The 18,880-nt window shown below is 41.6% G+C and carries 19 protein-coding genes; 16 read left to right on the plus strand and 3 right to left on the minus strand.

Annotated features, from left to right (window positions below; all coding sequences use genetic code 11):
• Positions 1-2: 2 nt before the first annotated feature.
• The 3 genes from AC04QZ_RS19535 to AC04QZ_RS19545 form a co-directional block, all read right to left on the minus strand.
• Positions 3-3,437, minus strand: a complete 3,435-nt coding sequence (locus tag AC04QZ_RS19535) for a TonB-dependent receptor (protein ID WP_478359114.1) — start codon at positions 3,435-3,437, stop codon at positions 3-5.
• Positions 3,438-3,582: 145 nt separating this feature from the next.
• The gene (locus AC04QZ_RS19540) at positions 3,583-4,713 is read right to left on the minus strand and encodes a FecR family protein (RefSeq protein WP_478359115.1); all 1,131 of its coding nucleotides are present in this window, start codon (positions 4,711-4,713) and stop codon (positions 3,583-3,585) included.
• An 89-nt stretch (positions 4,714-4,802) separates the two neighbouring features.
• Entirely contained in the window at positions 4,803-5,366 is a 564-nt protein-coding gene (locus AC04QZ_RS19545; protein WP_086545587.1) for an RNA polymerase sigma factor, read from the minus strand.
• 221 nt (positions 5,367-5,587) lie between these two features.
• Here AC04QZ_RS19545 and AC04QZ_RS19550 point away from each other — a divergent pair, with 221 nt between their 5' ends.
• The 16 genes from AC04QZ_RS19550 (at position 5,588) to AC04QZ_RS19625 (ending at position 18,879) form a co-directional block, all read left to right on the plus strand.
• Positions 5,588-6,436 carry a hypothetical protein gene (locus AC04QZ_RS19550; protein WP_478359116.1) on the plus strand — a complete coding sequence of 283 codons (849 nt, stop codon included), beginning with the start codon at positions 5,588-5,590 and terminating at the stop codon, positions 6,434-6,436.
• Positions 6,437-6,869: 433 nt separating this feature from the next.
• A complete protein-coding gene (locus AC04QZ_RS19555; RefSeq protein WP_478359117.1) occupies positions 6,870-7,901 on the plus strand; it encodes an SDR family oxidoreductase in 1,032 nt (343 codons plus the stop codon).
• Positions 7,898-8,542, plus strand: a complete 645-nt coding sequence (locus AC04QZ_RS19560; RefSeq protein ID WP_478359118.1) for an NAD-dependent epimerase/dehydratase family protein — start codon at positions 7,898-7,900, stop codon at positions 8,540-8,542. The genes AC04QZ_RS19555 and AC04QZ_RS19560 overlap by 4 nt, the downstream gene beginning before the upstream one ends.
• On the plus strand, positions 8,539-9,336 hold the full coding sequence (locus tag AC04QZ_RS19565) for a helix-turn-helix domain-containing protein (protein WP_478359119.1): 798 nt from the start codon (positions 8,539-8,541) through the stop codon (positions 9,334-9,336). The genes AC04QZ_RS19560 and AC04QZ_RS19565 overlap by 4 nt, the downstream gene beginning before the upstream one ends.
• Positions 9,337-10,073: 737 nt before the next feature.
• A complete protein-coding gene (locus tag AC04QZ_RS19570) occupies positions 10,074-10,766 on the plus strand; it encodes a peroxiredoxin family protein (protein WP_478359120.1) in 693 nt (230 codons plus the stop codon).
• A gap of 72 nt (positions 10,767-10,838) precedes the next feature.
• Entirely contained in the window at positions 10,839-11,432 is a 594-nt protein-coding gene (locus AC04QZ_RS19575) for a Crp/Fnr family transcriptional regulator (RefSeq protein WP_478359121.1), read from the plus strand.
• Between the two features lie 75 nt (positions 11,433-11,507).
• A complete protein-coding gene (locus tag AC04QZ_RS19580) occupies positions 11,508-12,095 on the plus strand; it encodes an NAD(P)H-dependent oxidoreductase (protein ID WP_478359122.1) in 588 nt (195 codons plus the stop codon).
• Positions 12,096-12,159: 64 nt separating this feature from the next.
• Entirely contained in the window at positions 12,160-12,972 is an 813-nt protein-coding gene (locus AC04QZ_RS19585; RefSeq protein WP_478359123.1) for an alpha/beta fold hydrolase, read from the plus strand.
• Between the two features lie 54 nt (positions 12,973-13,026).
• Positions 13,027-13,665 carry an NAD(P)H-binding protein gene (locus AC04QZ_RS19590; protein ID WP_478359124.1) on the plus strand — a complete coding sequence of 213 codons (639 nt, stop codon included), beginning with the start codon at positions 13,027-13,029 and terminating at the stop codon, positions 13,663-13,665.
• Positions 13,666-13,813: 148 nt separating this feature from the next.
• Positions 13,814-14,038: a 2TM domain-containing protein gene (locus AC04QZ_RS19595; RefSeq protein ID WP_478359125.1), complete on the plus strand. Its 225-nt coding sequence runs from the start codon at positions 13,814-13,816 to the stop codon at positions 14,036-14,038.
• Positions 14,039-14,040: 2 nt separating this feature from the next.
• Positions 14,041-14,616 (plus strand): cupin domain-containing protein, encoded by a 576-nt coding sequence (locus AC04QZ_RS19600; protein WP_478359126.1) that lies wholly within the window; start codon positions 14,041-14,043, stop codon positions 14,614-14,616.
• Positions 14,617-14,619: 3 nt separating this feature from the next.
• On the plus strand, positions 14,620-15,192 hold the full coding sequence (locus tag AC04QZ_RS19605) for a carboxymuconolactone decarboxylase family protein (protein ID WP_478359127.1): 573 nt from the start codon (positions 14,620-14,622) through the stop codon (positions 15,190-15,192).
• Between the two features lie 30 nt (positions 15,193-15,222).
• Positions 15,223-16,035 (plus strand): alpha/beta fold hydrolase, encoded by an 813-nt coding sequence (locus AC04QZ_RS19610; protein WP_478359128.1) that lies wholly within the window; start codon positions 15,223-15,225, stop codon positions 16,033-16,035.
• A gap of 55 nt (positions 16,036-16,090) precedes the next feature.
• Positions 16,091-16,867, plus strand: a complete 777-nt coding sequence (locus AC04QZ_RS19615; RefSeq protein ID WP_478359129.1) for a putative quinol monooxygenase — start codon at positions 16,091-16,093, stop codon at positions 16,865-16,867.
• A gap of 56 nt (positions 16,868-16,923) precedes the next feature.
• Positions 16,924-17,721 carry a DJ-1/PfpI/YhbO family deglycase/protease gene (locus AC04QZ_RS19620; RefSeq protein WP_478359130.1) on the plus strand — a complete coding sequence of 266 codons (798 nt, stop codon included), beginning with the start codon at positions 16,924-16,926 and terminating at the stop codon, positions 17,719-17,721.
• A 36-nt stretch (positions 17,722-17,757) separates the two neighbouring features.
• Positions 17,758-18,879, plus strand: coding sequence for an alkene reductase (locus AC04QZ_RS19625; protein ID WP_478359131.1), 1,122 nt, complete (start codon positions 17,758-17,760; stop codon positions 18,877-18,879).
• Position 18,880: the final 1 nt, after the last annotated feature.

Raw genomic sequence — 18,880 nt, forward strand, 5'->3', positions numbered from 1 at the left:
TTTTAAAGGGATGCTTTCAGTCCCAGCGCAAATGTTCTTAAAGGCGGATAGCCTGCCGCGTTGGCGCCAAGTTCCGGATCCCATAATTTAAATTTGGAGAAAGTGAGTAGGTTCTGACCCGAGAGATATAGATACACTGACTTAATTGATATCCTGGTTAGAAAAGCATCCGAAAATTTATAACCTAAAGTAGCTTGTTTTAAGCGCACGAAGCTGCCATCTTTAGACCACCAGGTGCTAGGCTGATAATTATTGCTGTTCTGATTCGAAATCCCCAGTCTGGGATAATAGGCATCTTGCCTTGGATTTTCAACAGTCCACCTGTTTTCCAGAATAGCCAGCATACCAGAAGGGTACTGACCCATGCCTGTAAAAGGCACTATACCTGCTCCACTTGCTCCATCACCAGTTACTGCAGCGCCATTGGCCATAAATGATACATCAGAAATACCCTGGAAGAAAAGAGAAAGGTCTACACCTTTATAGCCTACCGTAAATCCTGCTCCATAAAGTTTGGTTGGAACGTCTGATTTTCCGGTATACACCCTGTCGAAACTGTTGATCACCCCATCACCGTTCATGTCTTTGTACTTGATGTCTCCTGGTTTTAAATTTGTACCAAACTGGGTCGGACTTGCGGCAATCTGTTCGGCAGAAGTGAATAATCCCTCAGCAATGTACATCAGGTTGTCTCCTAATTTCTGCCCGGTTGCCTGCTGATAGGCATATAGCTGCCTGGGTTCATCCCTTTCGACGATCTTATTGTTGTTATAGGTGAAATTACCATAAAGGCGAAGCGATACCTTTCCAATCTGCTCGTTGTATTCCAAGTTGGCATCTACCCCTTGATTATTCATCTCTCCTAAATTGGCGAATACGGTTCCGGTTACCCCCAGGATTCCCGAGAGTGAGCTGCGGGCAATGAGGATATTTTTTCTTCTTTCTTTATACAGGTCTACTGTGATATTCAGTCTATTGAATAAACCAATTTCTGTTCCGATATTGTCTTTGATCGCTTTTTCCCAGGTTAGGTTTTCTACACCGAACACACTTTCTGTAACACCATTTACGATAGCGCCATTAAAGCCCAAACCTATAGAGCGACCTGGGCCATATTGACTCAGATAAGGAAACCTCTTCAATCCATTATAAATTCCAATCTGATCATTTCCTACAATTCCATGCGATCCTCTAATTTTTAGCAGGTTCACAGTAGCCGATAGATTTTTGAAAAAGGGTTCTTTTGAAATCACCCAGCCCGCCGAAACAGAAGGGAAAAATCCAAATCTTTTACCTGGTTCAAAGTTTTCCGAACCGGTATAACCTGCGTCAAATTCAAGCAAATAACGGTCTGCATAATCGTAAGTAGCCCTTACCGCCATGCCCTGGTTTTTGTAGGGGATAGAAGAAATCACATCTCCTGCGGAGCTAACCACCCTGGTGCGCATATTGTATAAAAATAAACCACCAAAATGATGATTGCCAAACCTGCGGTCGTAAGTGACATTGGTTTCCAGGTACATCTTTTTCTCTGCACTTGATGATTGTGAATAACCCAAAAACTGTTCTCCGATCCGCGATTGGTTAAGGATCAGGTTACCATCCGCATCTCTTGCACTGGCCAGGAAAAGGTTGTTCCTTCCAGTTCGCCTGTTGTCGTTTTCACTGTAAGAATCAAAGGAGAACCTGGCCATTGCACTCAATCCTGGTATAAAACGGTCTAATTTCTGATTGATGGAGAAAATGGATTGTATGGTGGGGCGGAATTCTGCTGCGTAACCCGAATTTTGGATTTCGTTGAGCGGATTACTTCCTCCATTGTTAAATGGGCCAGCCCATGATCCGTCAGGGTATTGGATAGGAAAAGCGATAGGCGGGGTTAAATAGGCATTATACCAGATTCTGCTTGCTGACAAACCGGGGTACCTGCTGCTCACCAGCATGGCGTCCAGATTCATTGACAAAAGCGTTGTCGGGCTCAGGTCGATGTCGAGATTGGTCCTGAAATCATATCTTTTAAAATTTAAATTTGGGTTATAACCATTTTGTTCGGTCACTTTATAACTGCCATCCTGGTTATAAAAAGAGGCAGAAACATAGTACCTCACGCTTGGAGAACCACCGCTTACATTTAAATTGGTGTTGAAACCAGGAGCCCAGTTTTTATAAGTTGATTTGATCCAGTTTACATTAGGATAGAGATAAGGATCCAGTCCACTTGCAGTTTTCTGGATAATTTCTTCTGAATATACGGGTTGATTGCCATCGTTAATATTGGCTTCATTATAGAGTCTCATCCACGAAACACCATCCAGCATATTTGGTGTTTTAGTAAGGCCAGACATGGAGGCTTCAGTTTTTATTGAAATGAGCGGTTTACCGGCAGTACCCCGTTTGGTGTTGATGATTAAAACACCATTGGCACCCCTGGCGCCATATACGGCAGTGGCTGAAGCATCTTTAAGTAAGGAAATGCTTTGTATGTCTTCCGGGTCGATGTTGTTGTAAGAGCCTCCGAAAGAGCTGTTTACATCATCCCGTTGTACGCCGTCAATAATAATCAGTGGTTCTGTATTGCCGGTAAAAGTTCCTATGCCCCTGATGGTAAAGGAGGCATTGTCGTATCCTGGTTCACCACTTCGTTGCATGGAGATAATACCAGCTACTTTACCGGCCAACGAATTTGAAAGAGAACGGTTAGGAGTCTGCATATCCGACATATTGATGGTGCTAACGGCACCGGTAATGGTCACCTTCTTTTGTTTACCATAACCTACAACGACTACATCCTCAAGGGATTTGTCTTCTTCTGTCAGGTTGATGCTGATTTCAGTCTGTTCGCCCAGAAGTATTTCTTTGGTGATGAAACCCACGATCTGAATCACCAGCGTTTCATTTTTATCTGCCTGGATTTTAAAGTTTCCATAAGCATCTGTAGAAGTTGCTTTTTTAGTGCCTTTGACGGACACCGTTGCCCCCGGAATAGGATTTCCTTTTAAATCGGTTACTTTACCCCGTATTTCCTGACTGCTAAACATGCTGCTCAGTTTGTCAACAGCCTTGTCCAGAAGTGAAGTTTCTTTTGCTTTGATCAGAATGGTATTTCCATCAATTACGTAGGTTAAGGGGAGGTTACCCAGAATTTTTTTTACTGCGGTTTCCAATTCTTCATTTTCGATAGAAATGGTAATGGGGGTGATCCCGTTGAGGACTTTTCTATCGAACAAAAAGTTATATCCACTTTGATTATGGATCTTTTCTAATGCATTTTTTAATGATATCCGACGTTCATTAAGGGTAATGCGTTGCCCGAAGCTTGCCGCACTTACCTGCATTAGCGTTAAAAGAAGTATGATGGTGGTTAGGCGCATAATCATCCATATTTTACGGACATAACGGTTCGTTATACCCGATTTGCTGGCATAAAATCTATACATTTTGTTATATTTGGTTGTGCAGTGGCCGATCAGGTCAATTTGTTGGCAACTGCAGGTTTCGGTTGATAATTTTTATTAACTGGATGCCAGTAATTATCGGGGGTGTTTCCAGCACCCCTGGTGATTTGGCATGATGGAGAAGTACTTATTTCATCACGGTTACCCTCCTTCCTTCTATTTTGAAACGGACTTCACCAACAGTTTCTATCCACTTCAGTACTTCCGACAACTTACTTTTTCTCGACACTAATCCATCCAGAATAGGTGTTGAACTAGCTTTTACATCAGGTTCATAAACGACATCAATATTGTACCATCTGGCGATTTTCCGCATGGCCGAATTCAAATCCTCTCCATCGAAGATGAAGTTGTCATTTTTCCAGCCTAATGTTTCTGCAGTATTTACCATTCGTAAGCTAATTGCTCCTGCAGCATCAATAGAAGCTTGCTGACTAGGTTTTAACAGAATGGGGTTTTTATCCTGAGCATTTTTTAAACTTCGAACTTGCATACTTCCTTCTACCAGTGTAGTCTTGCTGAGTGGTTCATCGGCATAGCTATTAATGTTAAAGGAAGTTCCAAGGTCTTCGGCGAGCTGGCCAGCGCTTATTACACGGAACGGCTGCTTCGCATCATGATTTACCTGGAAATAGGCTTCACCGGTTAATTCTACCCGACGCTCTTTCTGCCCGGCGAAGCTGGAAAGGAATTTTAATGATGAGGCCGCATTTAACCATACTTTGGTTCCATCAGAGAGTGTGATTTGGTACTGGCCGCCCTTAGGGGTAGATAATACCAATTGCTGTGCTGCTCCTTTGGCTGAGCCGATTTCGCTGATAGCTGTTCCGTCGTTATATTCCAGTCCGGATTTGTCAACCACTACTCCGCCTTCTAAATTCTTTAAATCAAACCTTTGTCCGTTTGCCAGGGTAACCGTTGCTTTATTACCACCAGGTTGAATATCGTGTAGCGCTAAATTATAATCAATGCGCTGGTTATGCAGGTAAAAATAAAGGCCGATGCTCATAATCACCAGCAGTGATGCTGCAATCGCAAGGCTTCGGCTTGATATTTTGAAATGTCTTTCTGTAGGTAGCGTACTGGTCATCTTCTTGATTATGAGCAGGTCTTCAAATAGTTCTTCCTCCGTTAAACCCAGGGGAAGATCTTTATTCCATTGGGCATACCAGCTCTCTAAAAAGGCGATTTCTTCAGGTGTACAGTTACCAGCCTGTTTTTTTTGTAAAAGCTTGCTAATTTCCTCTTTTTGCATCATTCTTATCGAGGGAAGGAGCGTACCTTCCGCATTCAGAAGTTAAAGACGAAGCAAAATAGCCTTGGGGGTAAAGAAATTTTAAAAAAAAATCAGAGCGACAGGAACATCATTGATCCAAGCCTGGTACGTAACACCCTTAATGCATTGTTTATTGTAGTTTTTACAGTTTGTTCGGAAAGGTTAAGCACTTTGGCGATTTCCTGATGACTGAGGAAATTCTTTCTGCTTAGTTCAAATATTTGACGGGTTCGCGTAGGGAGGTTGGCAATTTCCTGATCTATAATGGCTTTTAGCTGGTTTTGTCTGACCAGGTAATCGGTAGTGACGAAACCGGTTTCTGCAAAATCCTGAATGGACTGAGTGTATGATTTTTTTAACTTCTGCTTTGCCAGCAGATCGAATATTTTGTTTCTAACTGAAGTATAAAGATACCCGGAAAGGGTCGTTTTAAAAGTAATTTCCTCACGTTTAATCCATAAGGTGGTAAAGAGTTCATGCACCAGATCCCTGCATTCTTCTCTTAATTGAAGCCGTTTAAATGCGTGAATGTATAAAGCAGCATGATAGCGGTGATAAATTTCAGCGTAGGCCAGCTGGTCGCCTGACTTGAGTAAGTCTGCTAGTTCCTGGTCATTATGGTGTTTATAGGGCATTCTGTTTGGGATGCACTAACATACATAATTAATGTATATAGTCAAAAACTTAATGCTGTCCGTTTTTGCAGAGAAAGGAGCTTACACTAGTTCTGCAATTCTTAGCTATCAAATGCTGACCTTTACAACAGGCATGCGTTAGTTATTTTTTGCTATGTTCCTTCCAACATTTATTCTTTTGATGTGTTTTGTTTATTTTTACTTTCAAATCAACCCTAATTATGAAAAAAATCTATCTATCGCTGCTATGCATGGTAATTGCGCTCAGCAGTTTTTCGCAGTCCGCTGTTTCACAGCGGGTTGATGTAATCAAAAAGAATAATGGTGAAGAACTAAAAGGAAAAATTATCAAAGTCACCGATGCTGAGGTTTCTTTTGTTTATTCTGGAGAAACCGCGGAATACATTATTAAAAAATCGGATATCTCCCAGATTACCCACTCCAGTGGCAGAGTAGAGATCATCTCGCAACAGGTATCTCCTTCAGAGACCAGAGGAAAGGATCCGGTTGCGATGACTGCGACTCCGGTTGACCATCACAATAAAATTGCGATCATCCCTTTTACCTTTTTGATGGATAACCAACCTGGTGCTGATGCCATTGGAATGAAGGCCCAGCAGGATGCTTTTGCCTTGCTTAGCCAGCATTCGGCCGGATATACGATATTGGATCCGCGCTCAACCAATGCAGCTTTGATCCAGGCAGGTGCTACACAGGATAAGCTGATCGGGTTTACGATGAAAAATCTATGCGATATCCTGGGCGTTGAATATATTATTCAGGGAACTATTACCCAGAATAAGGGATATCAGACCAGTTTTAGCTCATCGAGTGATGATACCAAAATAAAACGTGGTGATGGTGACAAGGTTAAAGGGGTATCAAGTTATGGATCTACTAATAGTAATGCGGTACAGCGGTATGATGTTAGTGTGAGTCTTCAGATCTACATGGACAATAATGCGAGTATCTATAATGAAAGTCACAAGGCCTTCCTGAGCAATACTGATGGATCCTACAGTGGTCCGCTCGAATATCTGTTAAAAAGATGCCCTTTATACCGTAAATAATTCATTTAAGGTGCATGCCGAAATAAAAAAAACCGCAATTTTGCGGTTTTTTTATTGTCAAATCAGCAATGAATTTATTGCTGATTTGAACTTTTGCTCCGTTGGGCCCTTAATAGATCTTAAAGTACTTTTTGTTTTTAGACTATTTTCAAAACATTGAATAAAAGCGATGGAGACCCGTTTGGGTTTCGAGCACAATATTGACACTTTCGGATGCAAAAATAGTTTCTTATTAATCTATTTTGTGATTCAATGCCGGTCATCTATTCCTTTAGAAAAGAAAACCCATAATTTCACATTATTGCATTACTAGGTTTCTATTCAGGTTGTGATCAGCTATCAAATGCTGACCTTTACAGCAAGTAAATCTGGACCTTATAACAAGCTTTTTTACTTTTTTATCGTTGAACTTTGTCTTATCAAAACTTCAAAAATGGAAAATAAAGAAACAGTTTTAGTTACAGGTGGATCGGGTTTTATAGCTTCTTATTGCATGATTACCTTATTGAAGAATGGTTTTAAAGTAAGGGCATCCCTGCGTTCCCCTCACAAATCAGAATTGGTAAAACAAATGCTGAAAGAAGGCGGTATCAACTCCTTTGAAAACTTAGCTTTTGTGGAAGCCGATTTGCAAAATGAGCGCAGTTGGGGGAAAGCGGTCGAAGGATGTCAGTATGTTATCCACGTGGCTTCACCCACACCAAATACCGACGCAAAAACAGAAGATGATTTTGTGGTTCCTGCAAAAAACGGTGTGCTGTTTGTACTACGTGCTGCTAAAAAAGCAGGTGTAAAAAGAGTGGTACTTACATCTGCTTTCGGTGCTGTAGGTATGGGAACAACAAAAACAACACCTTACACCGAGGAAGATTGGACGGTCATCAACGAGACTGTTGCACCTTACCAGCGTTCTAAGACCATTTCGGAGCAAGCGGCCTGGGATTTTATTAAAAATGAAGGTGCGGGCATGGAACTTTCCGTGGTCAACCCGACTGGTGTTCTGGGGCCTGTGCTGGCTGATGATTATTCCCATTCCATCCAAACGATCAAACAAATGCTCAATGGCGAAGTAAGCGGATGCCCTAAAATGAGTTTTGGTTATGTAGATGTACGCGATGTAGCTGATCTGCATTTTAAGGCGATGACGATGCCACAGGCTCTTGGCCAGCGTTTTATTGCTGTAGCCGGAGAAAGCATTTCCGTATTGGAGATCGCTAAAATTCTTAGAAAAAACTTAGGCGATATGGCAAGTAAAGTACCAACCAAAGAATTGCCTAATTGGTTGGTAAAGTTATTGTCGGTTTTCATTCCAAAACTTAAAATGATAGTGCCCCATTTAGGGTTAATAAAAGAGGCCAGCAACGAAAAGGCAAAAACATTGTTGGGATGGAAGCCAAGAAGCAATGAAGAAGCTATATTAGCTACTGCAAATAGTCTAATCGATTTAAAAATTGTAAACGTATGAAAGTAATCATAACAGGTGCCACCGGAATGGTGGGCGAAGGCGTACTTTTCGAATGCTTAGATCATCCTGTGGTAAGCGAAGTGCTTATTATTGGAAGAAAACACTACGATAAAAGCCATCCAAAACTGAAAGAATTGATTGTAAAAGATTTTTCAGAAATCAGCAATCACTCGGATTTATTGAAAACTTACGACGGATGTTTCTTTTGCGCGGGCGTAAGTTCTGTTGGCGAGAATGAGGAAAGTTTTACTAAAAAGACCTATGATTTTGTAGTTCCATTTGCCGCAACAATTTCAGATATTAATCCTGGAATGACTTTTATTTATGTATCTGGGAACCGCACTGACAGCACAGAAAAAGGAAAAGTAATGTGGGCAAGGGTAAAAGGCAGGACCGAAAATGCATTGATGAAACTGCCGTTCAAGGGGCAGTATAATTTCCGTCCGGCAATAATGACTGGAAGCAAAGGACAGAAAAATGTAAAGACAATTTATAAAATTTTGGGCCCGCTGATGTCGCCATTTTTTCCGGCAAAAACATTGAAACTTTCTGAAGTAGGGAAAGCGATGATTAATGCGGTGTCAAAAGGTTATCCCAACCAAATTTTGGAAGCAGACGATATTTTTAAATTGTCGAAATGAAAATAACCGAAATAAAATCCTGCATCGTAGGTCCGGCACTTTCGGCAGAACAATTCATCGCCGAGCATTTCTTTGTGTTTCTGGCAAAAGGAAAGATGAATGGTTATGATGGCAACAAACATTATGTGTTGAAGCCGGGCGAAAGTTGCCTTGTCCGGAAAAATCATTTAGCCAGATACAATAAAGTACGGGATAATAACCAGTTCGAGAAAGTGATCATTTTTTTTGATGAATTGTTTTTAAAAGCATTTCAAAAAAAACACTCCATTGTATTTAAAAAATTTATTTCAAAGGATGCATTTGTTAAACTGAAAAAAGATGATTTAATCAATAGCTTCTTGTTGTCATTAGAACCGTACTATAACAATTCGGGAAATATCAGCCCAACTTTCTCAGCTATTAAGAGAGAAGAATTATTGCTCATTTTATTGCAATTACATCCAGAGTTGTCAGACATTCTTTTTGATTTTGGCGTTCCTGGAAGATTGGATCTGCAAAAATTTATGCAACAAAATTATAAGTTCAATGTGAGTATGGAAAGGTTTGCATTTTTAACGGGACGTAGTTTATCAGCATTTAAAAGAGATTTTAAAAATATATTCCAGGAAACACCCAATCGTTGGCTGTTAAAAAGACGTTTGGAAGAAGCCCGTTTTCTCATCGAAGAAAAAAAGCAAAAACCGACCGACATTTACCTGGATTTAGGCTTTGAAGATATAACCCATTTTTATTTTGTGTTTAAAAAGGAATTTGGAACAACTCCGAGTGAAATTAATGGTGCTAAAAGAGATTAAATTCGTTTCTAATTATTCCTCCAGAATTTATGAATAACCGCCTAGTTCAATCAATTCGTCCGCAAAGTGGTTCGAATTACGCACCGCAACTGGCCCAGTAGGGCAAAGATTTTTCGAATATTTTTGTCTAATTTTTTTTAAATCCTCTGTTTTTCAGGTAAATGTGTTCCGTAATTTCATTGGCCAAAAGTGTTTGATATCGGTATCCATCGTATTTCATTTTTTTAGGAAAAAGACAGCTAATCGAATATCTTTTGCCTTCAACGCTGGAATTTTCATAAAATAAATCAAGGTCGTTAAATTTTTGATAGCTCGCTCTGCAAACAGAACAGGATGCGGTTGTGAAGATAAATTTTACAACTGCGAGTGCCAATCATATACATGATCGAATCACCGGAAAATTCAAAAAATGAATATTTGTGCTTAATCTGTACCCTGCAGTTACTAGCGAAAGTAATGATTTAAGCTGCCGGTTAGTAGCATTTGGAATTAAGCCACGGAGATTTCCTGCTGGCTTAACACTGGTAACAATTGTGCTCGGCATTGATGTTCTCTCACCAGAATTCAATTCGACTAAAAATAAGCTAATAAATGGAGAAGCTCTCTTATCATTTTTGACACATTTGCGTCAGGTGTTTATCGATATAGATGCAGAATTTTATTGTGGCGCGAAAAGATGTTTCATTCATGAATAATGATGCCTCAAATCTTCGCTTTTACATTTAAGAAACGAACAAATGAAGAAACTAAAATTGATGATGGTATTGGCGTGCTTGGGTATGTATTTCTGTACTAGTGCACAAATCAAAGTAAACGGACTCCGTTTACCGGATGGTAAGGTCGTAACAACAGATAAACTGGACAGTGTAAAAAAAGCATGGGCACCAGATCTGGTAAAGTTTACCCGGACCAAACAGGATGAACAAAAAGGCACTATGGGACTGGTACGGCAAACGCAGGAAATGAAAAGACAGGCCGATGAAGCAGCCCAAAAATATAACCAGGCAATGAATGACATGAAAGGAAAGGAGGCTAAGTCTTTTTCTTTCAGAGACCGTGCTGGGAAAATAACAAACTTAAGCGCGCTTAAGGGCAAGGTTGTTGTGCTGAATTTTTGGTTTACCAGCTGTACGCCGTGCATTGAAGAAATGCCTCAACTTAATCACCTCGTTGCGCAGTATGATCCTAAGCAGGTTGTCTTTTTAGCGCCTACATTTAATAATGCAGAAGAGGTGAAAACTTTCCTAAAAACACATCAATTTGACTATACCCTAATTCCTGATTTAAAAGCAGCTTGTGAAGCATATGGGATTAATACATTTCCAACCAACATTATTATCGATAAAAATGGAATAGTAAAATACATTGCTAATTCAGATCCTAAAATTGAAAGCATCCTACAAAAAGAAATCAATAAATTAATTCAGTAACCACATTGAAAACGGGGTAAAAGATCGTAACTTAATCTTTGCCCTGTTAACCCAATTTTAAGCCACTAACCAATGGAAACAGCTATACAAGCCTACATCGATGCCATGCTGGCAACATGTGGTAATGATGTATCAGCAGAAGACCTTTCGCGAATGGCCAAACGACTTACCGTAAAAGCGTATAAAAAGAAAGAATTTTTCTTAGAAGCCGGAAAGCTTCAGAAAAATCTGGGCTTCATTGTAAGTGGTTTAGTGCGTTCTTATTTCGTTGATGAGCAGGGGAACGAAATAACCGTTGGGTTTTATGCCGAACGTGACTACGCAACCCATTATGCTGCATTTCTAACCAGTCAGCAGAGCCAATATTATATACAATGCCTTGAACCTACCGTATTTGTTTGCCTTACACTCGATGATTTGCAGGGCGTTTACCGGCAGGGCCATTATTTTGAACGGTATGGCCGGTTAATTGCAGAACAGGTTTTAATGAAGCAACAAGCCCGTATAGAAAGTTTTATTTTTCAAACTGCTGAAGAACGTTATCTCGATTTCACCAGTAAACAATCTGCCTTATTCAATCGGATTTCTCTCTCGCACCTGTGTAGTTTCCTGGGTATTGAACGGCAGACCTTAACCCGTATCCGTCAGAAAGTTGCGCGTAAATAGCTTTTGGCACTTATGTGTCAGGCTTAGCTTTCCTTTAATTTCCAATTTTGTGGTGTAAGTTAATTATACCACATAATGAAAAAGAAGATCTTACTTTTACTCGGGCATCCTTCAGAAGAATCATTTTGCAAAGCCATGCTTGAACGTTATCAGTTAGCGGCCGAACATACCGGTTCAGTATGTAAAATGTTAATCATTAGTCAGCTCAGTTTCGATGTAAACCTCGCCGATGGTTACAGAAATGGTAAAACGATGGTTCTTGAACCTGATCTGCTTGCAGCGCAAGAGCTGATTAAATGGGCAGACCACGTTGTACTGGCTTATCCAAACTGGTGGGGTTTTATGCCCGCCATGACCAAAGGATTCATCGACAGGATATTGCTCCCTGGCTTTGCCTTTAAAAACCACTCAGGGAAACCATTTCCGGAAAAACTATTGAAAGGTAAAAGCATCCGCCTGCTGGTTACCATGGATACGCCAACCTGGTGGTTTTATTTAGTATATCGCGCCTCACAGTACCAAATCCTGAAAGATATTGTATTCGGTTATGTTGGCTTTGATCCCATCCGCTTCACTACGTTCGGGTTTATGAGAAAATCTTCACCTGAACAACGCAAAAAATGGCTTAAAAAAGTAGAGCGCCTGGGTGCACAGTTAAAATAGAACTGATAAACGGGAAAGCCGAACACCGGTAATAAAGTAGGCAAATACCATTAAAATAATAAAAATGAAAAAAATAGTTTTATCACTGCTTATGGCAGTATGCGCAGGGATGTTGCTTAATTCCTGTTCTAAAAATGATCAGGTGCCGGTAATTAAACCGCAAACCTATGTATTGGTACATGGCGCCTGGCAGGCACCTTATGTTTGGAGCGAAGTGCGTAAAAATCTGATAAACAAAGGGCATCAGGTAATTGTGGTTGAGCTTCCCGGTCATGGTACCGACCAAACACCAACATACCAGTTGAATCTGGATATTTACCGCGATAAAGTGATCGAGGCCATTTCGAAGGTAAACGGGCAGGTTATTCTGGTTGGCCACAGTATGGGTGGGATGGTGGTTAGCCACGTAGCTGAAAAAATCCCGTCTAAGATTAGCAAACTGGTTTACATTGGTGCTTTTGTGCCGAAATCGGGTCAGGCGTTGGCAGATTTAAGTCCTTTAGATCCGGCTTCAAAATTAGGCCTTTCGCTAAGCCAATCGGCAGATTTATTAACCCTGGATGTAAACCGCGAGGATTTAACCAATCTTTTTATCCCCGATGGTTCGGCTGCGAATAAACAACAGATGCTGGATAATTATCGTGCAGAGCCCGCAATCCCTTTTACTACAAAAGTTACGCTCACAAATGCCAATTTCGGTTTAGTTGAAAAGGTGTATATAAAAACTTTACAGGATGTGGTGATAACGCCAGCTTTTCAGGACCGTATGATTGCTGATGCCAGTATTAAAACAGTATTTACGGTAAATACCGGTCATTCTCCATTTTTGTCGCAACCCGAAGCGGTAAGTGATTTGCTGTTAAAAATCGGGCAGTAATCTTTATATATTTTTAAGCAGTAACCGTTAATTTAATTCCAATAACTTTGTTTTATGAAAGCACTTATTATCGGCGCAACAGGCGCAACTGGCAGCGATCTTTTGCAGTTATTACTGACGGATCCGGTTTACTCAGAAGTGTTCAGTTTTGTGCGAAAACCGACGGGTGAATCTCATGCCAAATTAACCGAAATCGTTACCGATTTTGATCAGCTGGCCGCCGTTGCAGCACACATTAAAGGCGATGTATGGTTTTCATGCCTGGGTACTACTTTGAAGGCAGCAGGTTCGAAAGAACAGCAGTGGAAAATTGATTACGAGATTCCTTTGGAGTTTGGCAGGATCGCTAAGCTAAACGGAGTAAGAGCTGCAGTGCTGTTATCGGCTTATGGTGCAAATGTAGCTAGTAGTGTATTTTATTCTAAAATGAAAGGAAAGCTTGAAGAGGCCATTGGCGAACTGGGGTTTAATAGCTACACCATTTTTAAACCTGGTATTTTACTGCGGCAAAATAGTGATCGTGCCGGAGAGCGCATAACTATTGGTCTCATCAGGAGCCTGAATACAATTGGCCTTTTTAAAAAGTTTAGGGCCATGCCAACCTCAACGCTGGCCGCAAAAATGGCTAAAGCCCCCGAAGTATTTCAGTCGGGAACACATGTTATTGAGCTTGAAAAGATTTTTGATTTTTAAGCCTGTTTTAAAATCATTTAAATACCATGGAGCCACTTCTCATAAGTGGCTTTTTTTATTTGTAATGTGTTGTTTTTGACGCAATTGCGTCAGGTATGTCCCTGGTTTTCTTAGCAAATTTGTATCAGAAAATCAACAATTAAACATCATGACACACTTCATCAAACACAACTACACCGCGGTATCGAATCCGAAACGTGGATTTAGAATTCATTTTTTGGTGTTCATTATCGCTACACCAATTATCTGGATGGTATGGTATTTAACCGGTGCCGGTTATCCGTGGCCTCTTTGGTCTACTCCACTATGGGCAATTGGCGTCTTATTCCATTATCTGGGAATTACTGCATTTAGAAGGGCTAAAAATAACTAACTATGGATTCGACTCAAAAAACATTCAGGCGTATTGTAACAGGGCATGACGCCACCGGTCAGGCCATCATTGTCTCTGATGCTCCTCCTACCAATATACATTTAGTGGGAGGGAAAGGCGGACCAACTTTTTTCGAAATCTGGCACACCCTGGAAAGCCCGGCGTTGATTCATGCCCAACCTGATGAGCTGGATAACACTGGTTTACAGTTGGGGCCACCAAAAAAAGGTACCCGGATCAGGATGATCGATTTTCCACCGGAAGGAGAAGAAATCAGGAGCTTAAGCGAAAAGGATGCTGCAGCAAAATTTAAGGCAATGGGAGATGAGCAAGCTTCTACTTCCACAGTTGGAGCCCCGCATCCGCTTATGCACCGCACCCAGACGGTAGATTACGGAATTGTACTTGAAGGTAGCATTACTATGATTATGGATCAGGCTGAAGTTACGGTTTCAGCAGGTGATATTATTATTCAAAATGGCACCAATCATGCCTGGGCTAACCGCTCTGGTAAAAACTGCCGGATAGCCTTCATTTTAATTGATGGCGAATTTACCAGTGAAATACTTAAATCGTAAATCATGATGCGCCTAAACCCACTACCACCGAATAGCCTGAGTCCTGAATTACTGTATGTACACCAGGAAATATCTGAATTGATTAACCGAAGCCAAAGTCCTGCCAGGATGATTGATAACCAGGGGGCTTTGCTGGGGCCTTTCACCCCGATGCTGCATTTTCCGCAATTTGGCATCGCAGCGCTTACTTTTTTGCGTAGTCTGGATACCCAGGCCACACTCGATAAAAAAGTACGCGAAGTAGCTATCCTCACCGTAGGCGCTTTTTACGGGGCCAGATTTGAACTTTACGTTCATGAGATTATGGCAGCAGCTTTTGGTATTCCGGAGGAGACGATTGCTGCACTGGCCATAGGAAGCAAAACTGCGGGATTAAATCAACAGGAAAACCTGGCCCAGGATATTGCAAACTGCCTGGTTGCAGGACGGATACTCCCAACATCGAGCTATAGCCATGCTTTAAAGGTACTCGGAAAAGATGGCCTGGCCGAGCTGTTCTTCCTTATAGGTGGCTATAGTTTAATAGCAATCTTACTCAATGGCTATGACATGCCGGCCGGGCAAAATGAACAATAATTATGCTTTAAAAAATAAAAAAGATATAAAATGAAAAAGTCAATCTTAATACTGTTATCAGCATTTATTTCTGGTGCTACTATAGCTTCTGATGCGAAAAAAACAGCTGTCAACCTAATAAAAAAACAAACTTATGTACTTGTTCACGGTGCCTGGCAGGCTCCCTACGTATGGGATGCAGTTCGTGCTGATTTAGTTAAAAAAGGCAATGAGGTAATTGTCGTCGAATTGCCGGGGCACGGCGAAGATAAAAGCCCTTTACATACACTGAGTTTAGATCTTTACCGGGATAAGGTAATAGAAGCAATAGCGAAAACCAAAGGTAAGGTAATACTGGTAGGGCATAGCATGGCCGGGATGGTTATCAGTCTTGTTGCTGAAAAAGTACCTGCTAAAATTCATAAACTGATTTATGTTGGGGCATTTTTACCTGCAAACGGACAGGCGCTTACCGATCTGGCCTTTTCAGATCCGGATGCGAAGCTTGGCCCTGCATTAGTACCCTCGCAGGATCAGCTGAGCCTGGATGTGCGCCGCGAGAATTTAACAAACCTGTTTATCCCTGATGGAACAGCTGCCGATCAGGAGCAGGTTTTAACCAATTACCGTCCGGAGCCGGCCATTCCTTTTGCCGGTAAAGTTACTTTGACCAGCGAAAACTTTGGCAGCGTAGCAAAAATCTACATCAAAACGCTTCAGGATATTGTGATCTCGCCCGGATTGCAAGACAGGATGATAAAAAGCTCCGGCATTAAATCGGTATATGAGATCGATACCAGTCATTCGCCTTTCCTGGCCAAACCCCATGAGCTTGCCGCCTTGCTACTTAGGACTGGAAAATAATTTCAACCATATTGATCATAAAAATTGTGCCGTAACGGCCTTAAATATCCAGAAAATGAAAACAAAAATAATCATAGCCCGGATCCCCATAATCTTTTATTATGTGCTTGTTGCCCTGCTTTTAACCGGCCTGTTGAGTCAGGCACAAACCAGTACTATGCCGAAAAAAAAACTTGTTGCTACAGGTGAGAAGCACCCGCAACCTTTAGCCATATTAACCCGTTATGAGCTTAAACCGAATGACCGGGAGACTTTTAAAAAGGCATTGCAAAATTATGTTGCTTATGCCATCTTGCAAAAGGCCAACATCATGGCCGAGGTTTATTACGAAGAGGAACATCCTGCTGTGCTCTGGACCATTGAAAGATGGATTAGTAAACAGGAGTTCCATAAAGCCAGTGGTGAAACACTTTTCAGGGCTGTTCTGGCGCTTACAAAAAACCTGGTGCAACCAGTCAAAAAAATACAGGTAAAGGATCTCGAGCCACTCTCCAAAAAACAGTGGCGTATGGAGGCCAATAAAGAAGATAAGCCCATTACGATCATGCTTTTTGTAGACTGTAAGCCCGGTACTGAGGCTAAGTTCAAAACTGTTTATCACCAGGCGATGCCACAATTTCGAAGTGAGCCAGGGGTGATCAATTATCAGCTTTCGCAATTTGAAAATGACCAGACGCAGTTTGTTACCTACGAAAAATTCAGAAGTGAAAGCGCTTTTCAGTACCACCTTAAATTTCCACCGATACAACCTGTTATCGATTATTTAAATACCAGTATCAAAAAGCAACCCTTTCAAACTGGCATCCGCAGGTTAATTAAGGTCCCGAATTAATAAATCCAATAACAATACAGTAAGCAACAAAAAGAAAACAAATAAAAAACGAAAAAATGAAAACAGTAAATCAAATCGTACTGACAGGTATCCTGTGCATATTTGCGGTACTTGGTGCAAATGCCCAGCTTAAAAGCAATGAACTTGAAGTTATCAATCAACTCACCTCGCCATCTGCGGTAGTTAATATGCCCGTTTCGCAATTATTGAATGCTCCGGGAAATGAAGCTTTAAGGGCATTCTTTTTTACCCCTGTTAAAGATAAAGCAGTGCTGAAAGGTAAAAAAATTGCGGTTATTGCGGCAGATGGTTTCGAGGAAATCGAATTGACCGGACCAGTATGGTACTTTAAGCAACTTGGCGCCCAGGTAGAAATTGTATCGCCAAAATATAACCCGGCTCCAGCCAGATATGGACTTAGCCAGCCGGAGATGGCTGCTACGCATATCATGGCCATTCAATATTTGCAGCCAGTGGGTTGGATTAAGGTAGACCGCACAGCAGATCAGATTAAAGTAGGTGATTATGATGCGGTGTTTATCCCGGGTGGTGCCTGGAACCCCGATAACCTGCGTTATGATAAAGATGTAATCAGGTTTATTCAGGATTTTAATAAATCCGGAAAACTCATTGCCGCTATCTGCCATGCGCCTGTAGTACTGGCATCTGCCGATATCCTGAAAGGCAGAAAATTAACGGGTTATTGGAACATTCAAACTGACCTTAAAAATGCAGGTGGAGAGGTGCTGGAACAAGCTGTTGTTACCGATGGTAACCTGGTTACCAGCAGGCACCCGATTGATGTTGCCGATTTCTCCAGAGCGGTAGAAAGCTGGCTGGTTAAAAAAAGGTAAAACAGCAACACATAATTGTACATATTCAGAAAAAAAATGAGCACAAATATTTTTAGGCCGGCAGCCATTGGCTCGCTGCAATTAAAAAACCGGATTGCCATGGCACCTATGACCAGGGCACGAAATGCCGATGGCATCGCTAATGAGGAAAATGCTTTATACTATTCGCAACGCTCCACCGCAGGATTAATTATTACCGAAGGCACAGCAATTTCAGAAACCGCTAAAGGTGTCCTTTACATTCCCGGGCTGTACACTTTGGCACAAATTAAAGGCTGGAAAAAAGTAACCCAGGCTGTACACAAGCAAGGTAGTACCATATTTACACAGCTTTGGCATGTCGGCAGGGTATCACATACTTCCAATCAGCCAGGTGGTATTGCTCCAGTCGGCCCCTCAGATATTCAGGCAGCTAATACACATGCCTGGGGTTTTGATGAAAACGGGAGGGAAGGATTTGTTTTGGCTTCCAAGCCTAAAGCGTTGTCGGCAGCCCAGATTGGCGAGGTCGTTAACGATTTTGCCAATGCAGCAGGCAATGCGATAACAGCAGGGTTCGATGGCGTTGAGATTCATGGAGCCAACGGCTATTTAATCGAACAGTTCCTAAATCCTTTCATCAATAACCGAAAGGATGAATATGGCGGCAGCGTTGAAAATAGGTCTAGATTTTTGCTCGAAGTAGTTGATGCAGCTGTTGCTGCCATTGGCAAAGAAAAGGTTGGTATCAGGCTAACGCCTTATGGCGGGCTTGGCGAATTGCCCCAATATGATGAAATAGAGGCAACTTATCAGTATTTGGCAGCTCAACTTGCCAAACGGCAAGTCGTCTACATCCATCTGATGGATCAGCAATCTAAAGGCAGCCATGCTTTGCCCGAAGGTTTTCTGGAGCGCTTTCGTTCCTGGTATGAAGGGGTAATCATCCTGGCCGGTAGCATGACCAGGGAGAAAGCAGAACGGTTAATCGATGCAGGTACTATTGATATTGCCGGTTTCGGAGAGCTGTTTACCGCTAACCCTGATTTGGTTGAGCGATTGGAAAATAACCTTGAGCTTACTCCACCTAATCGCGATTTATATTATGGCCTGGGCTCGGAAGGCTATACCGACTGGAAAACTTATGCCGAATTACATCCTGCCGAAGAAAATGCTTAAC

The sequence above is a fragment of the Pedobacter folensis genome (genome assembly GCF_056490665.1).

Bases quoted from the DNA above. Each gene is read 5' to 3' on its own strand.
- AC04QZ_RS19535 (WP_478359114.1), bottom strand. From the start codon at position 3,437: ATGTATAGATTTTATGCCAGCAAATCGGGTATAACGAACCGTTATGTC.
- AC04QZ_RS19540 (WP_478359115.1), bottom strand. From the start codon at position 4,713: ATGATGCAAAAAGAGGAAATTAGCAAGCTTTTACAAAAAAAACAGGCT.
- AC04QZ_RS19545 (WP_086545587.1), bottom strand. From the start codon at position 5,366: ATGCCCTATAAACACCATAATGACCAGGAACTAGCAGACTTACTCAAG.
- AC04QZ_RS19550 (WP_478359116.1), top strand. From the start codon at position 5,588: ATGAAAAAAATCTATCTATCGCTGCTATGCATGGTAATTGCGCTCAGC.
- AC04QZ_RS19555 (WP_478359117.1), top strand. From the start codon at position 6,870: ATGGAAAATAAAGAAACAGTTTTAGTTACAGGTGGATCGGGTTTTATA.
- AC04QZ_RS19560 (WP_478359118.1), top strand. From the start codon at position 7,898: ATGAAAGTAATCATAACAGGTGCCACCGGAATGGTGGGCGAAGGCGTA.
- AC04QZ_RS19565 (WP_478359119.1), top strand. From the start codon at position 8,539: ATGAAAATAACCGAAATAAAATCCTGCATCGTAGGTCCGGCACTTTCG.
- AC04QZ_RS19570 (WP_478359120.1), top strand. From the start codon at position 10,074: ATGAAGAAACTAAAATTGATGATGGTATTGGCGTGCTTGGGTATGTAT.
- AC04QZ_RS19575 (WP_478359121.1), top strand. From the start codon at position 10,839: ATGGAAACAGCTATACAAGCCTACATCGATGCCATGCTGGCAACATGT.
- AC04QZ_RS19580 (WP_478359122.1), top strand. From the start codon at position 11,508: ATGAAAAAGAAGATCTTACTTTTACTCGGGCATCCTTCAGAAGAATCA.
- AC04QZ_RS19585 (WP_478359123.1), top strand. From the start codon at position 12,160: ATGAAAAAAATAGTTTTATCACTGCTTATGGCAGTATGCGCAGGGATG.
- AC04QZ_RS19590 (WP_478359124.1), top strand. From the start codon at position 13,027: ATGAAAGCACTTATTATCGGCGCAACAGGCGCAACTGGCAGCGATCTT.
- AC04QZ_RS19595 (WP_478359125.1), top strand. From the start codon at position 13,814: ATGACACACTTCATCAAACACAACTACACCGCGGTATCGAATCCGAAA.
- AC04QZ_RS19600 (WP_478359126.1), top strand. From the start codon at position 14,041: ATGGATTCGACTCAAAAAACATTCAGGCGTATTGTAACAGGGCATGAC.
- AC04QZ_RS19605 (WP_478359127.1), top strand. From the start codon at position 14,620: ATGATGCGCCTAAACCCACTACCACCGAATAGCCTGAGTCCTGAATTA.
- AC04QZ_RS19610 (WP_478359128.1), top strand. From the start codon at position 15,223: ATGAAAAAGTCAATCTTAATACTGTTATCAGCATTTATTTCTGGTGCT.
- AC04QZ_RS19615 (WP_478359129.1), top strand. From the start codon at position 16,091: ATGAAAACAAAAATAATCATAGCCCGGATCCCCATAATCTTTTATTAT.
- AC04QZ_RS19620 (WP_478359130.1), top strand. From the start codon at position 16,924: ATGAAAACAGTAAATCAAATCGTACTGACAGGTATCCTGTGCATATTT.
- AC04QZ_RS19625 (WP_478359131.1), top strand. From the start codon at position 17,758: ATGAGCACAAATATTTTTAGGCCGGCAGCCATTGGCTCGCTGCAATTA.